17 protein-coding genes are annotated in these 15,992 nt (G+C 45.6%); 9 read left to right on the plus strand and 8 right to left on the minus strand.

What is annotated here, in order from left to right:
- Positions 1–7 precede the first annotated feature (7 nt).
- A complete protein-coding gene (gene pyrF / locus ACKLNH_RS06335; protein WP_413111411.1) occupies positions 8–721 on the plus strand; it encodes an orotidine-5'-phosphate decarboxylase in 714 nt (237 codons plus the stop codon).
- Positions 722–766: 45 nt separating this feature from the next.
- On the opposite strand, the gene ACKLNH_RS06340 is transcribed toward pyrF, so the two are convergent.
- The 8 genes from ACKLNH_RS06340 to pspF form a co-directional block, all read right to left on the minus strand.
- A complete protein-coding gene (locus tag ACKLNH_RS06340) occupies positions 767–1,315 on the minus strand; it encodes a DUF3833 domain-containing protein (RefSeq protein WP_413111412.1) in 549 nt (182 codons plus the stop codon).
- Between the two features lie 234 nt (positions 1,316–1,549).
- The gene (locus tag ACKLNH_RS06345) at positions 1,550–3,301 is read right to left on the minus strand and encodes a chitinase (RefSeq protein WP_413111413.1); all 1,752 of its coding nucleotides are present in this window, start codon (positions 3,299–3,301) and stop codon (positions 1,550–1,552) included.
- A gap of 323 nt (positions 3,302–3,624) precedes the next feature.
- Positions 3,625–4,425: a peptide ABC transporter ATP-binding protein gene (locus ACKLNH_RS06350; RefSeq protein WP_413111414.1), complete on the minus strand. Its 801-nt coding sequence runs from the start codon at positions 4,423–4,425 to the stop codon at positions 3,625–3,627.
- On the minus strand, positions 4,422–5,426 hold the full coding sequence (locus tag ACKLNH_RS06355; RefSeq protein ID WP_413111415.1) for a peptide ABC transporter ATP-binding protein: 1,005 nt from the start codon (positions 5,424–5,426) through the stop codon (positions 4,422–4,424). Before ACKLNH_RS06355 ends, ACKLNH_RS06350 begins: the two co-directional genes overlap by 4 nt.
- Entirely contained in the window at positions 5,426–6,313 is an 888-nt protein-coding gene (gene sapC / locus ACKLNH_RS06360) for a putrescine export ABC transporter permease SapC (RefSeq protein ID WP_413111416.1), read from the minus strand. The genes ACKLNH_RS06355 and sapC overlap by 1 nt, the downstream gene beginning before the upstream one ends.
- The gene (locus ACKLNH_RS06365; RefSeq protein WP_413111417.1) at positions 6,300–7,262 is read right to left on the minus strand and encodes an ABC transporter permease; all 963 of its coding nucleotides are present in this window, start codon (positions 7,260–7,262) and stop codon (positions 6,300–6,302) included. Before ACKLNH_RS06365 ends, sapC begins: the two co-directional genes overlap by 14 nt.
- 3 nt (positions 7,263–7,265) lie before the next feature.
- The gene (locus ACKLNH_RS06370) at positions 7,266–8,894 is read right to left on the minus strand and encodes an ABC transporter substrate-binding protein (RefSeq protein WP_413111418.1); all 1,629 of its coding nucleotides are present in this window, start codon (positions 8,892–8,894) and stop codon (positions 7,266–7,268) included.
- Positions 8,888–9,913 carry a phage shock protein operon transcriptional activator gene (pspF, locus tag ACKLNH_RS06375; RefSeq protein ID WP_413111419.1) on the minus strand — a complete coding sequence of 342 codons (1,026 nt, stop codon included), beginning with the start codon at positions 9,911–9,913 and terminating at the stop codon, positions 8,888–8,890. The genes ACKLNH_RS06370 and pspF overlap by 7 nt, the downstream gene beginning before the upstream one ends.
- A 219-nt stretch (positions 9,914–10,132) precedes the next feature.
- Here pspF and pspA point away from each other — a divergent pair, with 219 nt between their 5' ends.
- The 8 genes from pspA to ACKLNH_RS06415 all read left to right on the plus strand — a co-directional run bounded on the left by pspA (position 10,133) and on the right by ACKLNH_RS06415 (position 15,688).
- Positions 10,133–10,804 (plus strand): phage shock protein PspA, encoded by a 672-nt coding sequence (gene pspA, locus ACKLNH_RS06380; protein ID WP_413111420.1) that lies wholly within the window; start codon positions 10,133–10,135, stop codon positions 10,802–10,804.
- A 2-nt stretch (positions 10,805–10,806) separates the two neighbouring features.
- Positions 10,807–11,034 (plus strand): envelope stress response membrane protein PspB, encoded by a 228-nt coding sequence (pspB, locus tag ACKLNH_RS06385; protein ID WP_413111421.1) that lies wholly within the window; start codon positions 10,807–10,809, stop codon positions 11,032–11,034.
- Entirely contained in the window at positions 11,034–11,423 is a 390-nt protein-coding gene (gene pspC / locus ACKLNH_RS06390; protein WP_413111422.1) for an envelope stress response membrane protein PspC, read from the plus strand. The genes pspB and pspC overlap by 1 nt, the downstream gene beginning before the upstream one ends.
- A 16-nt stretch (positions 11,424–11,439) precedes the next feature.
- Positions 11,440–12,831: a YcjX family GTP-binding protein gene (locus ACKLNH_RS06395; protein ID WP_413111423.1), complete on the plus strand. Its 1,392-nt coding sequence runs from the start codon at positions 11,440–11,442 to the stop codon at positions 12,829–12,831.
- Positions 12,831–13,856 carry a YcjF family protein gene (locus ACKLNH_RS06400; protein ID WP_413111424.1) on the plus strand — a complete coding sequence of 342 codons (1,026 nt, stop codon included), beginning with the start codon at positions 12,831–12,833 and terminating at the stop codon, positions 13,854–13,856. Before ACKLNH_RS06395 ends, ACKLNH_RS06400 begins: the two co-directional genes overlap by 1 nt.
- Positions 13,857–14,018: 162 nt before the next feature.
- The gene (locus tag ACKLNH_RS06405) at positions 14,019–14,261 is read left to right on the plus strand and encodes a hypothetical protein (RefSeq protein ID WP_413111425.1); all 243 of its coding nucleotides are present in this window, start codon (positions 14,019–14,021) and stop codon (positions 14,259–14,261) included.
- Positions 14,262–15,025: 764 nt separating this feature from the next.
- Positions 15,026–15,316, plus strand: coding sequence for a hypothetical protein (locus tag ACKLNH_RS06410; protein WP_413111426.1), 291 nt, complete (start codon positions 15,026–15,028; stop codon positions 15,314–15,316).
- Positions 15,317–15,523: 207 nt separating this feature from the next.
- Positions 15,524–15,688, plus strand: coding sequence for a hypothetical protein (locus ACKLNH_RS06415; protein ID WP_413111672.1), 165 nt, complete (start codon positions 15,524–15,526; stop codon positions 15,686–15,688).
- The last annotated feature ends 304 nt before the right edge of the window (positions 15,689–15,992 follow it).

The following is a 15,992-nucleotide window of genomic DNA, read 5'->3' on the forward strand; positions in this document are numbered from 1 at the left end:
AGTACCTATGCCAAATTCGTTCCAAAACGACCCTAAAGTGATCGTTGCTTTGGACTACCCTAATCAGGATCAAGCCCTCTCCTTTGTCGATCGTATCGAGCCTGGTAGTTGTCGTTTAAAAGTGGGTAAGGAGATGTTTACTCTGCTTGGCCCTGAATTTGTGCGTCAGTTACACCAGCGTGGACATGAAGTTTTTTTAGATCTGAAATTTCATGATATTCCAAATACATGTTCTCGTGCGGTACGTGCCGCAGCGGAGCTTGGCGTGTGGATGGTCAACGTGCATGCTAGCGGTGGTGAGCGTATGATGACTGCGTCACGTGAGATTTTAGAACCATATGGGAAAGATAGACCGCTATTAATTGCGGTTACTGTATTAACCAGTATGGAGCAAGCAGATTTGGCTGGAATTGGAATTACAGCGGCGCCTCAAGATCATGTTATTCGCTTGGCAACATTGACTCAGAACAGTGGCTTAGATGGTGTAGTTTGCTCTGCACAAGAATCACACTTACTTAAGTCGACGTTAGGCGAGCAGTTTAAGCTTATTACGCCGGGAATTCGCCCAGCGGGTAGTGCAGCTGGCGATCAACGCCGAGTTATGACCCCGGTTGATGCAGTGGCTGCTGGCTCGGACTATTTAGTGATAGGACGCCCAATTACACAGGCTGACGATCCTGCGGCGGTGTTGCAAGCCATTAATCAAAGTCTTGCCAGTTAATCGGCGATTCGCCTACGAGCGAAATGATGCTATTCGGTAAGAATATTAAGGGAGCATAGGCTCCCTTTTTTGTGGTTGTTTTTCAAAGAACAGAGTCAACTTTCCTACAGTGATACCAAATTTGCGTAGGGTAGTAAGGTTAAACATATGATTTTCATCTTGTCTATAGAGCCAGTCATCTAGACTAATCACGTACTCCTTTTCTCCTACTGGTACGTTTAGTTTGTATTGCCAGTGAAAAGCATTGCCGACAACACGTCCAGTTGCTACGCCGACGACATCAGATGCCGTGCCAGTGAAGGTACCGTTCTGGTGGCGAACAATGTGCCATACCCGTGTTTGAGTTTCGCCATCATCGAAAAGAAATTTTTCATCGAGCGTTATGGTATCTCCGGTTACGGTGCCTGTTATTTGTGCTTCGAATCGCCGAGTTTGTTTATTACTGTAGTCTTGCAGCATTCCCCAAGCTGTTACATCACCCTCGAAGAAATCGAACAGGGCAAAGGCAGGCCGGGCCTCTTGATAGTCTTCAATTGAAGCCGAGCATGCAAAAAGGTTCGCTATTAATACAAGGAGTATAATCTGTCTGTGCATAATGGATTCCACTTCACTTATCTACGTATTTTACGCTGTAGTGCGGAAAATAGATCAGCGGCTTAGATAATGTTATTTATCATAGGAAAAGTAAGCTGATCTGTTTGAGATATGTCTGCTTGGTTGGTGCTGGGCATGGTTAAGAGGGATAGGTCATTGGCTATCGTATTGGCGTGTTAATTGCTGATGCATAATAAGGGGGAAGCGATGCTTCCCCATTAAGTCACAGACCGGTTATTGGCCGTCTGGAATGATTTGGCCGTTATCGTCAAACGTTCTGACGTTAAAGAACTTCTTCACACAGTTCTCGTAGTCGCCGCTGCGTAACGCACTAAAGGCATATTGATAAGGAACGAGTTTACAGGCAAAGGTATGATTACCCGGTGTATTGGCGTTCCAGCCCCAATCTTTGTCCCAGGTGATCTCTAACGCACCAGCCCCATCCGTGTTAAACGGCTTCATGTCGGCACAAGAGAGTTTTTCGCCAGTAATATCTAGGCCAAGCAACGCCGAAATTCGTTGATAGTAATCAATTCGGTTAACGGCTTGGTAGCTCTCTGTCCCTTTATTACATTCAAAAGCACCGTTGATAATCTGAATTGTGGCTCCAAATCCAAGCTCGATCCCTGCGGCCTTATCGGCAGCATTCGGTTGCCACGTGCCGTCGATAACATGCAGCATGCTCGGTTTAGGCGGTTGCGGATACACATAGAAGAAGACGGCGGAGGCGAGGTTAAGCCAGGTATCAGCGACAAGCGCTGGGTTTTCTAACAGTACTGACTTGTCGCCAAACATCGCTTCAGAGAAGGCTCCGTAGTTGTAGTTCCAGCTTAGCTGTTTTGCCCCTCGTCCGAAATAACTCTTGCCTGGCGCACATGGCCACGTTTCGCCTTGCCAGCTTCCACAAGCGCTGTATGCGCCGTTTTGGGTTGTTTCCGTGTTATGCATTTCGCGCAAATACCACAGTCCCTGACGCCATACAGGAACGCCTTTGGTTGCTTCCCAATTAGGCGAATTGGCACCGGTCTCTTGAATGAAGTGAGCAAACATGGTGGCGAGCGAACGTTTACAAATCTCATCTGAGTTACGTCCATCGGTATAGGTGCGACAGAAGGCGGGGAACTTCGCGATAGCTTGTAAGAAGCGGGTATAGGTGTACGCCTCGTTACGAAGTGGGAACAGGAAGTTCCACGTTGTTTCATCGACAATTTGTTCCGCGCGTTGGACGTTTTCCGGGTTAGTCGACAGGTTAGGCGCTACTGCATCAACGATGACATTTTCGCGAGTTTCAATGTCTGAGCGAACCAACGTAAAGAGATCTGTGTCGGTTAATGATGCCTCGATAGCGGCGAGCTCACTGCGTGACATTAAGTAACCGCCATTACCATCAGGGATAACAGTAATGTCCCCTGGTGTCGTTGGCGGTAGTGGATCAACCGGTGGCTCAGGGTCGACAGGTGGTTCTGGGTCAACTGGCGGTTCTGGGTCGACAGGTGGCTCGGGGTTATTTGTACAAGATACTTCCGTCCAGAACCAATTACTTTGAGTTGGGGTTTCCCACGAACCGGGACTATTTTTAGCCTCAAAACAGCGCTCATTATGGCTAACAATGTCGCCATTAGAAACGATGGTGACACCTGGTTGCCATTGAATCGCATCTGATGTGGGTGGAACTGGGTCAACAGGTGGTTCTGGATCCACTGGTGGCTCAGGGTCTATCGGTGGCTCAGGGTCAACGGGAGGCTCGGGATCAATCGGTGGGGTAGTGCTATCGCAGATAGTTGAGGTCCAAAACCAGGTTGAACTTGTACTGGGTGTTTCCCACGTGCCTGGGTTATTTTGTGCCACGAAGCACTGATTATTGTAACTGACAATCTCGCCATTGCTGACTTTAGTAATACCGGGCTCCCATGGGGTTGCAGCAGAGACTCCGTTGCTCAGTATTAGGGTCGTCAACAAGGAGAGACCAATGTGTGACGCTTGCATATATCATCATCCTCGGGTTAGTGAAATAGGGTGACTGTATTCTTGATAACGAATGAATGACTGCTGTTTTTGGATGTAAGTGCTGACGTCGAGAGAGAATTCACGTGGGTTAGAAAGTGTGATTCGTTGTTGCTAATAAATAGTCGATCTTGGTTCAGTATTTTGTCAATACCAAATGTTGTTCAGCTAACGGCGTTTGGGATATGACGTTATTTAGGTTTGTCCTGTGAAGACGCAGCAAATAGGAGTGAGGATTGCAGGCACGTAGCGTTTGGTTTTGAGGGGAAATGCCATGTTGGGGCAACATGGCAATGTTCTGTTATTTAATGGCTGCGGCTATGACGGTCGGGTGAGTGAGCATTGAAATGACTATCAAGCAACTTCTGTGTTAATGGGTGTTGTGGATTAGCAAAAACAGCGTGTGTATCACCTTGCTCGACAACTCTCCCTTGCTTCATAACTAGAATCTTATCAGTAACATGTTTGATGATTCCCATGTGCTGAGAAACGTAAATATAGGCTAGCCCCATCTCTTCTTGCAGTTCTAACAGTAGGTTGAGCATTTGCGCTCGCATGGACATATCTAAACCACTTAAAGCTTCGTCAGCGACAATAATTGAAGGTTGTAGAATGAGTGCTCGTGCTAATGATACGCGTTGCTTTTGTCCGGTGGCGAGCATTTGCGGATAAAAATAGGCATGCTCAGGAAGTAGCCCAACTCGGCGAAGGATCTGTTTAATACGCTTTTCTCTCGCTATCGGCGTCATATCCGTATTTCTTTTTAATGGTCCATCGAGTATATGGCCAACCTGTACTCTTGGGTTTAGAGAAGTATTCGCATCTTGGAAAATCATCCGTATTAATTTGCAGCGAGTCATATAGTCGCCGTAATGCAGCTCTTCGCCGTTAACAAAAAGATGCCCAGAGGTCGGCTTTTCAACACCGGCTAACATCTTGGCTAACGTTGATTTTCCTGAGCCATTCTCTCCCGCGATAGCCAGTGTTTCTCCGGCATTTAATGTGAAAGAAACGGGGTGCACCGCTTCGACATTTCTGCGCTTTAAAAGGCCTTCACGGAACTGGTAAACTTTATGCAGTTCTTCAACTTCGAGCAGCGCGGTCATGGTGTCTGTTTCTCCGGCATATTCAGTGGAAAGTGGCAACTGAATTTATGGTTTTTAATCTTACGACTTTTTGGGACTTCAACACATTTCCGCTGTGCATTTGGGCAACGTGGCCCTAGACGACACCCAATGGGCAGGTGTTGCAATGGTGGAATAACACCGGGTAAGGTGTGCATGCGACTTTTGTGCGGAAGGTGATCCAAATTAAAATCTGGCATTGCCTGTAGAAGTGCAAGCGTATATGGGTGCCTTGGTGTATCAATGATCTGATGTCGGCTTCCCGATTCGACAGATTGTCCACAATACATCACCGTGATGCGGTCAGCCCATTGAGTCACAGTGGTTAAATCATGACTAATCAATAAGATGGTCGTGTTTGCTAATTGATTTAATCGACTTAATAAGCGGAAGATATGTGCTTGGGTGATGGGGTCAAGGTCATTCGTTGGCTCATCGGCGATCAATAGACGAGGGCGGTTCGCAATCGCCATGGCAATCATTACCTTTTGACACTCACCGTCAGTTAACTCATAGGGGTAACTGTTTAATACACGTTTATGATCTTTAATGCCGACTTTATGCATCAGTGCGATTGCTTGCTTTTTACGCCACTGAAAGCGCTGCCACCATTTTCCTGGGTGACTGCCTGCTGGAATCGCCTCTTCGAGTTGTGTCACAATGCGCTCAGAGGGATCAAGGTAAGAAGACGGCTCTTGAAAAATCATCGCCAGTTCTTTACCAATGACTTTTTTCCGTTCTCTCGGCGTGAGTTGCAACAGGTCAATATTGCCAAGACGTAAGCGGTCGGCGGTCACTCGCCAGTTATCTTTAGTGACACCAGCAATCGCCTTTGCGACGAGGCTTTTTCCTGAGCCTGATTCACCTACTAAGCCTCGAATTTCACCTTCACCAATAGTAAGGCTAACTCGATCAACAGCTTTGACTAACCCTTGCGGGGTATCTATCTCAATGGTCAAATGGCGGATATCAAGTAATGGCATCAATCAACTCCTGCAATAATAGCCTGACGCAGACCGTCACCAACAAGATTGATGGTAATGACACAAACTGTAATCGCAATACCAGGGAGAGTAACCGTCCATGGGGCGATATAGGTTAAATCTAACGCTTCTCCTAACATGGTGCCCCACTCAGGTAGTGGAGAAAGCGCACCAAGGCCAAGAAAGCCAAGCGCAGCGATGTCCAAAATGGAAACAGAGATCGCGCGTGAAATTTCGCTCACCATCGTCGCAATAACATTGGGTAAAATCGAGTGGTAAAGTAGATAGAAATTGCTTGCTCCATCGAGTCGAGCGGCAATGATATAGTCTTTTTCCATCTCCAAATGAACCGCTGTGTAGATGGCTCGGATAAAACGCGGAATTAGAGCAAGGCAGACAGCAAACATCACCTGAGCCAATCCCTCACCAAGAAAAGTAATGGTAATCAGAGCCAAAAGTAGTGATGGGATTGACATAATGGTGTCTAAAATATGGTTAAGGGTGCTGGACAACAACCCCTTTGTCATTCCTGCCAAAACACCGATAGTGATACCGATTGTGGCAGCAATCACGGTAACGAGAATGGCGCTACCAAAGGTATATCGAGTACCTAGAACAAGACGGCTGTACATGTCACGGCCGAGATCATCGGTGCCAAAAAAGAGGTCGATTTTCCCGTCAGGGTGCCACGATGGTGCCAAAAGCAAGTCAGGAAGTTGTTGCGTGGCACTATAAGGAGAAAGCCATGGTGCAGCGATAGTTACCAGAAGTAACAAAAGCAGGCTCCATAGGCCAAACATAGCGCGGGTGTTTTTACGGTAATTTTGCCAAGCGCGAACCCACTGGTTAGGAATGCGGTCTTCGGCATATATGTTATTTGACAGCATGCCACTCTTTCCTTACGAGAGGGTTAAGCATCGAGCCAATAAGATCAGATAAGATATTGGCAGAGAGTACCAGTGTTGCAATGCAGATAACACCAGCTTGAATAGCAATATAGTCGAGATGGTTAACTGCATTCAGCAACCATAAACTGATCCCTGGCCAGTTAAATATTGACTCGATAATAAAAGTCATCGCGATCATGGTTGATAGCTGCAAGCCGAACTTAGGCACGATAGGAGGCAGGGCATTTTTCACCACGTGGCGCTTAAGAATAGTCAGCATAGATAACCCTTTTGTTGGCGCTATTTTAACATAGTTATGCGTCATCACTTCAGCTACCGAGGCGCGTGTTAGGCGGGTTATTTCTGTCAGGGGAGATAATGCCAGTGCCAATGTTGGTAATATTAAGTGTTGCAGAGTATCGTGAATGGCGTCCACTCGATAAGTACGCTCAATTAAAAACGCATCGACTAAGCCGACACCAGAGATATGGGGAATATCAAAGAGCAGGCTGTGACGTCCGCTAATAGGTAGCCATCCCCAATTGAGAGCAAATAACATAATTAATAAAATGGCTAACCAGAATATAGGGATAGAAAAGCCGAGCAAGGTAACAGAACTAATGAGCGTATCAAGCCACTTGCCTTGTCGAACCCCTGCTAGGGTGCCGAGTGGGACGCCAATCGCCAATGCAAACAGGAAAGCGAATACGCACAGCTCTAACGTTGCAGGTAAGTACTGTATCAAATCCAGAACAACGGGCTCTCCTTGGTGGTTAATGCCAAAGTCGAAGTTGCTAAGTTGCAGTAGATATTGACCCCAACCATGCAGTAGCGGAAGGTCATGCCAAGGACCGTCAACCGCTAGGCGGCCGATGTTGTAGCTGACAAAAGTCAAAAGGATGAATGTCACCACAAACAGGTTTAGTTTGCGGAGGGCATAGATAAACATAAGTTACTCACTACGGTATACGGTGACAAACGAACGGGTGCCAAAAGGGCTCAGTTGTACGCCACCAATTGAGCGATGATGCGCCTGATAGTTGTGGCTGTGTAGTAATGGAATGACAGGCGTATGCTGCTCAATCACATCTTGTGCCAGTCTGTAGTAATTCATCCGTTGCTTTTCTTGATTGGTTTTTAGTGCAAGTTCTAATAAGTTGTCAAATTGGAGATTGCACCATTGCGAATTATTCGTACCTACATTGATTGCATCGCAGGATAAGATTGGACGCAAAAAACTATCAGGGTCACCATTGGCTGCTCGCCAGCTAGTTAAGAGTAAATCATAACTAAAACTGTTATCTAACACAAAACTGTCCTGTGGATTTAGCATAGTTAGCTCAACTTTTAAGCCAATTGCAGCTAAATCAGACTGAATCAGTTCTGCGGTCTTGTGAGGACTGCCTCCCATATCATCATTACGACTGAAAAAAGCGAGCTGTAGCGCTTCTTCAAATTGATACCGGCTATTGTCCAAATACGCTTTGGCTATCTTAGGGTTGTATCCAACGCGTGGACGTTGCGAGTCAAACGCCCAAGATGCTGGCGGCAAGATCGAATCAGCGATACTTCCAGCGCCATGCAAGACGGAGTTAATGACTTTTTGTCTATCGATGGCAGTCAGGATAGCTTTTCTAATTAAGGGATCGGCCACTTTCTCGCTGCGCTGATTAATAGCCAGATAACTGACATTTAGGCCTGTCTGCCGGCGTAATTCATAATCTGGGTCATTAATAATTACTGCGATTTGACTAGTATGCGGCGAGTCAATGATGTCGCACTCTCCGGTAAGCAATTTCGCTAAACGACCAACTCCCCGTGTTGAAAGATCAAAAACGACTTGTTCCATTTTTGCAGCGCCTTGCCAATAACCCCAGTGGCGCTGCAAACGAATATGGCTGTTTTCTTTATATTCAATAAAGTTAAAGGGCCCACTGCCTAAAGGGTGATGATCGATCTTGCTCGCTTGATTACTCGCGACAAGGTAGTCCGCATACTCTTGTGAATGGATTACCGCAGGAGCTGTCGCCAAAATAGATAGGAATGCATTGTCGGTACGTTTGAGGAAAAAGGTGACGGAGTAGGGTGATTCAGCAACGATGTCAGCCACAAGGTTGGCAAAGCCAAGGCTTTCAAACCAAGGATAGCGACCCCCTGACACATAATGAAAAGGGTGCGTCGGGTCAATAATACGCTTGAAACTAAATACCACGTCATCTGCATTTAAGAACCGCGAAGGGGCAAAGCCAGCGGCTGACTGGAAAGAGACGCCCTGACGAAGGTAAAAGGTGTATGCCAGTCTATCATTGCTTACCTCCCACGATTTAGCTAAGGCAGGTAGAGGGTGATGGCTGTTGGGATCAATATCGAGTAGGCGTTCGAATATCTGCGAACCTAGTTGGTTTATTGCTTGATTATCATGTGAAAGTTGCGGGTTAAGGGTTGTCAAGGCGCTTTGTCCACAGTAGACGATGCCGCGCTGGGATAACCGAGTGCGGCTCGTATCTGGTTGGCAGCCAAGAAGCGTAATGAGCAGTGTGCAAAAGACAACCTTGCTGGTTAGAGGCACTATTTTTAGCATTCGTTTTCACCTTCAGACAAGAGCTGGTGTTTACGGAGTAAACCTCGTAGCTGGTGATAGCTTAACCCTAGTGTGGCAGCCGTTTTCTTTTGATTATAGTGATGGTGCTTCAGTGCTGCTTGAACAATGGTCGATTCTTGTTCAGTTTGAAATTCCCGTAAATTTACAGGTAAAGCCGGGAGGAAAACGGCTTCTTCGTGTTCTGCTGCTATTAATTTCGTCTCTTGTTGTTTCACCTGCCAAGGCGGAGTAAAGGGGTCAAACAGGATGTCATTAATAGGGGACTCAGGGTCACAGTGATGAAAAACGGCACGCTCGACCACATTTTTGAGCTCTCTGATGTTGCCAGGCCAAGGGTGAGCCATTAATGCTTGGCTTACTTTGGGGCTGAAACCAGCGAAGAGAGGGTAATCTAATTCACGGCACATTTTCAGGGCAAAATACTCCGCTAATAGCATAATATCGTTCGTTCTTTCACGAAGTGGTGGTAGGTGGATAACGTCAAACGCTAACCGATCCAACAGGTCGGCACGAAAGGCGCCTTGTTTGGCTAACGCTGGCAGGTCAGCGTTAGTCGCACAAATTAAGCGGACATCAGCATGAAGTGTACTTTGCCCCCCCACCCGTTCATATTGACCATATTCAATGATTTTAAGCAGTTTTTCTTGGACGCTGAATGGGCATGTAGCCAGTTCATCGAGGAACAAGGTACCGCTTTCTGCACGTTCAAAGCGACCCGCATGGCGGCGTTTGGCATCTGTAAAAGCGCCAGCTTCATGACCAAATAACTCTGAGTCAATGAGGTTTTCATTGAGGGTGGCACAGTTAAGAGAAATAAGTGGTTTATCCCAACGTGGCGATAAGTAATGCAGGCGCTGGGCAATCAGCTCTTTTCCTGTTCCTCGTTCGCCAAGGATTAAAACCGGCTTATTGATTTTAGCCAAGCGAGAGACATGATCGATAACAGCAAGAAAGCGGTCTGACTCTCCGATTAAACTATCTAGTTTTGTATTGGTCATAATGACGAAGAAGTGGCTATTTTTATCAAAGCATAGCAGTGAAACGTACAGTGACGATAGTAATTTGTTGAAATTACGTTTAAAAAAAGTGGCACACTCCTTGTATAGTATTTGGTGATGCTTGGGTTGATGATGTTGCAGTGTATCGACATTGGCTGGTCACTTCCCAATTTATTATTACTGAGCTATGTGTTCATCATCGTCGCTAAGGAGCGTATTATGGGTATATTTTCTAGATTTGCTGATATTGTAAATGCCAACGTGAACTCCCTTTTAGATAAGGCGGAAAACCCTCAAAAAATGGTCAGAATGATCATTCAGGAGATGGAAGATACGCTGGTAGAAGTGCGGACATCTTCAGCGAAAGCACTGGCTGATAGAAAAGAGTTAGAACGGAAAATTAGAGCTGTCGATGCACAGGTGCTAGATTGGGCTGATAAAGCCAGCCTTGCATTGGAAAGAGGGCGAGAAGAGCTAGCCCGTGCTGCTTTAATAGAGAAACAGAAAGTGAGTGATCTGGCATTGGCGCTAAAAGAAGAGATGCACCTTGTCGAAGATACAATAAACAAGCTCAGTAACGAGGTGCAAGAGTTAGAGAATAAGTTGACAGAAACACGAGCGAGGCAGCAAGCGCTCTTAATGCGACATAAAGCGGCAGATAATCGTCGAGATGTTCGTCGCCAGTTAGATACCAATAAAGTCGATGAGGCGATGGCCAAATTCGAGCAATTTGAGCGCCGCATTGATGAAATAGAAGCTGATGCAGACAGCTACTCGGTAGGTAAGGGACGTTCTTTGCACGATGAATTTGCCGATTTGCAGGCTCAAGATGAAATAGAAAAAGAGCTGCAAAGAATGAAACAAGCGATGAAAAAGAAGAATAAGGAGTAATTATGTCGATGGGATTTTTGGCAGGGCCGTTAATTGTATTTTTGGTATTAGTTGCCCCACTATGGTTAATTCTTCACTATCGAAGTAAACGCAATACTGAGCAGGGGTTAAGTACTGAAGATTACGCACGACTACAGGCATTATCGGAACAGGCAGATAAAATGCACTCGAGAATTCAGAGTCTTGAAAAGATACTCGATGTAGAATCCCCAGGATGGAGGCAGCGCTAATGAATGGTAAGCGATTATATCGTGATATGTCGCAAGGGCGAGTGGGTGGTGTCTGTGCTGGTATCGCTGCATATACGGGGATGGAGCTGTGGTTGGTGCGTATTTTAACCGTATCGGCTTTCCTGCTGGGTGGCGGCTTTATGATTGTTTTACTCTATCTTGCTGGGTGCTTAATCCTAGATAAGATGCCAGAAGAGGATCGTATGGCGTATCGCAGTACCAGTCACCATCAAGTCAAGCAGAAGGCATGGCAATCGGGTCAGTCTGCAACGGCATTATTGCAGACACTCGAGCGTGAATTAGGAGAACAAGACCGGCAAATCCAAGCCATGGAGGCGTATGTGACCTCTTCTCGTTTTCATGTCGACAGAGAATTTAGCAAACTATAAGGAGCAGCTTTAAGGCATGAAAATAGGTCAGGAAGTTAATAAGTGGGTAAGCCGAGGATTAGACCGCCATGTCCGTTTGGCGGTTACAGGGTTGTCGACCGCAGGTAAGACTGCTTTTATTACCTCATTGGTTAATCAACTTCTCCATGTCAGTACCAATCCTCGCTTACCGCTGTTAGGACCGGTACGGGAAGGAGTTTTACTTGGCGCGAAACGTGTACCTCAACCTGACTTGTGTATGGCGCGTTTTGGTTACGATGAAGGAATGCAACATCTACTGAGCACCCCACCGGCATGGCCTAAGCCAACCAATGATGTCAGCCAGATCCGCTTAGCATTGAAATATCGACCACAACAGGGTGCGTTGAAGTATTTGCAGTCAGATGCGACCCTGTATCTCGACATTATTGACTATCCAGGCGAGTGGCTACTTGATTTGCCGATGCTTGAGCACGACTTTTACTCTTGGTCGCAGTCTTTCTATCAAAGTATGCGCGGCGAACGTCAGCGATTGGCAGAAACTTGGCTAAAGGCAATGGCAGAGTTAGATATTGCCGCCCAGGCAGATGAAGCGCAGTTGGCAGAAATCAGTCAGCACTACACTGACTATCTGCTTGCTTGTAAGAAAACGGCAGGATTGCATTGGGTTCAGCCTGGGCGCTTTGTTTTACCCGGGGAGCTTGCAGGAGCACCTGTTTTGCACTTTTTCCCTATTGATCCTAGTCGAGTCTCTGTCCAGCAAGTGGCTGAGGCGCGTGAAGATAGCATGTTAGGCCTGTTAGTAAAGCGGTTTGAATACTATAAACAGCATGTTATTAAGCCTTTCTACCGTCAGCACTTTTCAAAATTTGATCGGCAAATTGTATTGGTAGACTGCTTGCAACCATTAAATGCTGGCCCTGAGTCGTTTAACGATATGCGACAAGCTATCGAGCGCTTGATGGGCAGTTTCCGGTATGGGCGTAATACTTTGCTCAAGCGCCTGTTCTCGCCGCGTATCGATAAGGTTTTGTTTGCTGCCACCAAGGCAGATCATGTCACACCCGAGCAGCATCCTCACTTAGTTAGCCTGATGCAACAGATCATTCATGAAGCCTACCAGAATGCGAGCTTTGAAGGCATAACCATGGACTGTGTTAGCCTTGCATCCATTAGTGCCACGGAGCCCGGATTTGTTAATTATCAAGGCAAGCAGATGCCAGCGTTACAGGGTACAGGGTTAGAAGACAACGTGACTAGAACCATGTTTCCTGGAGAGGTGCCCCAGCGTTTGCCAAGTGAAACATTTTGGGCAGAGCAGGGGTTTGATTTTATCCCGTTTAGGCCCCAGCCTTGCGCAGCTGATGAGCCGCTGCCCCATATTCGAATGGATAAAGCACTGCAATTCTTGTTGGGAGACAAATTTTAATGAGTATTAAAGGCCGTATTGAGTTTCCTCAACCAAAAGAAGCGACAAAGCAATCGAATGACATGCCGCTAACGGCTCAGACGTTGTTTGATGACACAGCCCCTTTTGAGTTAACGACAACTGCAGCAGAAGAGCAGCTAACAAATGTGCTGACAGTGCAAAAAAAGAACAAGCGTTGGGGATGGCGTATCGCAGCGGTCAGTTTTATCGGTTTAGTCGCAGGGCAAACCGTGACCAACATTAGCACGTCAATTAGCCAAGGAGATTGGCTCTCGCTGGGTTGGAGTGGACTGATTGGCGGTGTTGCTGTATTGGGTGTTAGTGCGATAGTGAAAGAAGCTTGGTATTTGCGCCACTTGAAGCGTCGCCAGCATGAGCGAGAAGTCGGGGAGCGTTTACTGGCCAACGACGGTATAGGCGAAGCGAAAGGGTTTTGTCAGCAGTTAATGACGCAGAGTGGTAAACACAGCGAGGGATATGATCGCTGGCTGCATGCCTTATCGGGCACTCACAATGACCGTGAAGTGCTGGAGATGTTCGATAGCATGGTACTTAGCGTACAGGATGAACACGCTAAAGCTTTAGTCGCGAAACATGCTCGAGAGGCCGGCATGATGGTAGCGGTGAGCCCGTTAGCAACGGCGGATATGCTGTTGGTTGCATGGCGAGCTTTGGCGATGGTAAATGGCTTGAGCCGTATATATGGCGTCGAGTTGAGTTATGTTTCACGTCTAGCCATGCTCAAAATGCTCATACGAAATATGGCATTAGTTGGCGCGTCAGAGATTGCCATTGATGCGAGTATGGATATGTTGTCGATGGACCTTACTGGCAAAATATCGGTTCGGGCAGGGCAAGGGCTCGGTGTTGGTTTGCTCACCGCACGTTTAGGTCTGCGTACGATGGAAATGTTACGTCCGTTGCCTTGGTTGGGAGAGCGCCCATTAAGGCTATCGATGGTGAGAAAGGAGTTACTGCTGAAATTTAAATCGTTATTGTCTACAGATAAGAATAAACTCGGCTAATTGCAACGAGTGCTGGAAGCGCATGCTCGGCAAATATTGCGAGAGGTGAATTACATAGCGTGTTAGCAGGCTCGAAAAAGTGAATGAAAGACGTTGCTTGAATATACTTAAGGGTGTGGTTGTATTAGCCTTTCATCATAATTAATTCTACGGTGCTTTAGTATGACACAAATGGCGATATCGAGTTATCTGGGGGCATTCCTTTTACTGCTGCTCAGCTACCCATTTTTATTGGTTTTCATTAATCTGTTTTTTTATGATGATGTAAGAAAAAAATGCTTGTTATGGTTTAACATCATTTGTTTTGTAATGGCCGCTGTGCTTCTTGTTATGCACCTGCAGACTGAAGTGATTTATGGTAAAGAGCTGCTTGATGCTTGGTATAGTATGTATGGCGATAAGTAGGCCCTTTAACGGATGAATAGCAAAGTTGCTGTTATGCTTTTAAATAAAGTGTTGTAATATTTCTTTATAATTTTATCATGTTTTAACACTGGGGAGATTAAATAATAGTAAATTGTAATTTATCTGATATAAGAAAAAGCTAGAAATAATACTGTATTGCTCTAAAGGAAGGGAAAACCTCATTTACAGCTATTGCGGTGACCATAAATTTGACTGCTTTGTCATTTTCATGAATATATTGCTGTCAACCTTTTTTTCTATGTACCCACCTCCACAACATGATATAGAGCTGCTTGAACTTCAATTACTCTATATTAGAACCGTTTCACTATGTTATTTATGTTATGTCGTGCGATCTGTTGCTACTGCAATGCACCTAACGCTATCATTACCTATCAATGTAGATAAAGATGAATTTCTAATCGTCAGCTTTTGAATCAAGCAGAGGAGAGAAGATCTTCGCAATAATCTCAATTAAGGCAGGTGCGGAGTAATAATATTGGTGAATGTATCACGCCTTTAGTGTGGTGGTTGTGACGATGTGTATATAATTATCTACATCGTTTGATGTTTGCTCACGTGGAGTCATTCACGGTAAGTTTTGGTTTGGGTGCATTAATTGCTGTGATAAATGAACTAGCATTAAATTGTATTCAGGTTGTAAAAACATCAACAATAAGTGCCATGTTGTGTTGCAATGTGGTGATTTTGGGGTAATCTAAATATGAAAGGGATGTGTTTAGTATTTCTGGGAGGAATGAGTTATGAAGAGAAATATACTTACCTTGATGCTAGCGGCATTTACGCTCTCGGTTTCTGCTAATTCAATGGATACATTGCAAGTAGATAAGTCGGAATTGGTGGCAAATCGCTACTTTGTTACTTCAGGTGAATACCAATTGCGTAAAACGTCTGTTGGTGAACTGTTCGTGCCTACACCGGAGTCGGGCAGTGGACGAATTTCTGGTGGCATCGTTGATGAACCTTGGATTGGTTTGACTCAAAAGAATGAACAACTTTGCGTCGTGAACTTTAAAGGTGTTGTCTTCTGCTAGTGATACCGAAAAGGGAATCATTGGATACCTTACAGTAAAAAGCCGCTATCAGCGGCTTTTTTGTTTATTACATCAGTTATCGTGTGCTTAATGCCGACCTTCTTGCCCCCATTTCTATATGATGCGACGGCTTTTTCCTCACTGGGTAAACTCTCTACTACTATTAAAGAAACAGTAATATAGAGATGATCTTGAATGATGAATAGAATGCTTATTCTACTAATCTGTGCGCTTTTCAGCTTAAATGGTTGTCAGTTGACGCGCGTAGAGGGTGAAGTGGACGATGTAAAAGTAAAGGTGAGTACTAAAAATAGCGATGGCTCTTATGGCGATTTCTGTCCCCCAGGGCAAGCAAAGAAAGGTCGATGCTAACTCAACTTCAAGCGCTAGTTTAGCTGATTATTACTGACTTGTTTCAGTTAACCTGTTGCGCACTCCATCAACGGTGCAAGCCTGTTATATGGCTAGGCAGTCGTCGGATTTTGGAACCCTAAGTTCTCTTCGCGATGGCGGCCTCGCTATTTTCTCAGGTTATTTTGATTTCTTTATTTGTCACTTTGTTTCTGTAGATTGTCCCCGTCACTTTTATTTTAAATCGTGGATGATACTGGGCGTAAACAGGTGTATCATCCTGTAAAATAAGATTAAAAATTGGTAATTAACACAATGGCCATGT

Source organism: Thaumasiovibrio clandestinus (genome assembly GCF_047250365.1).
Lineage (GTDB): Bacteria > Pseudomonadota > Gammaproteobacteria > Enterobacterales > Vibrionaceae > Thaumasiovibrio.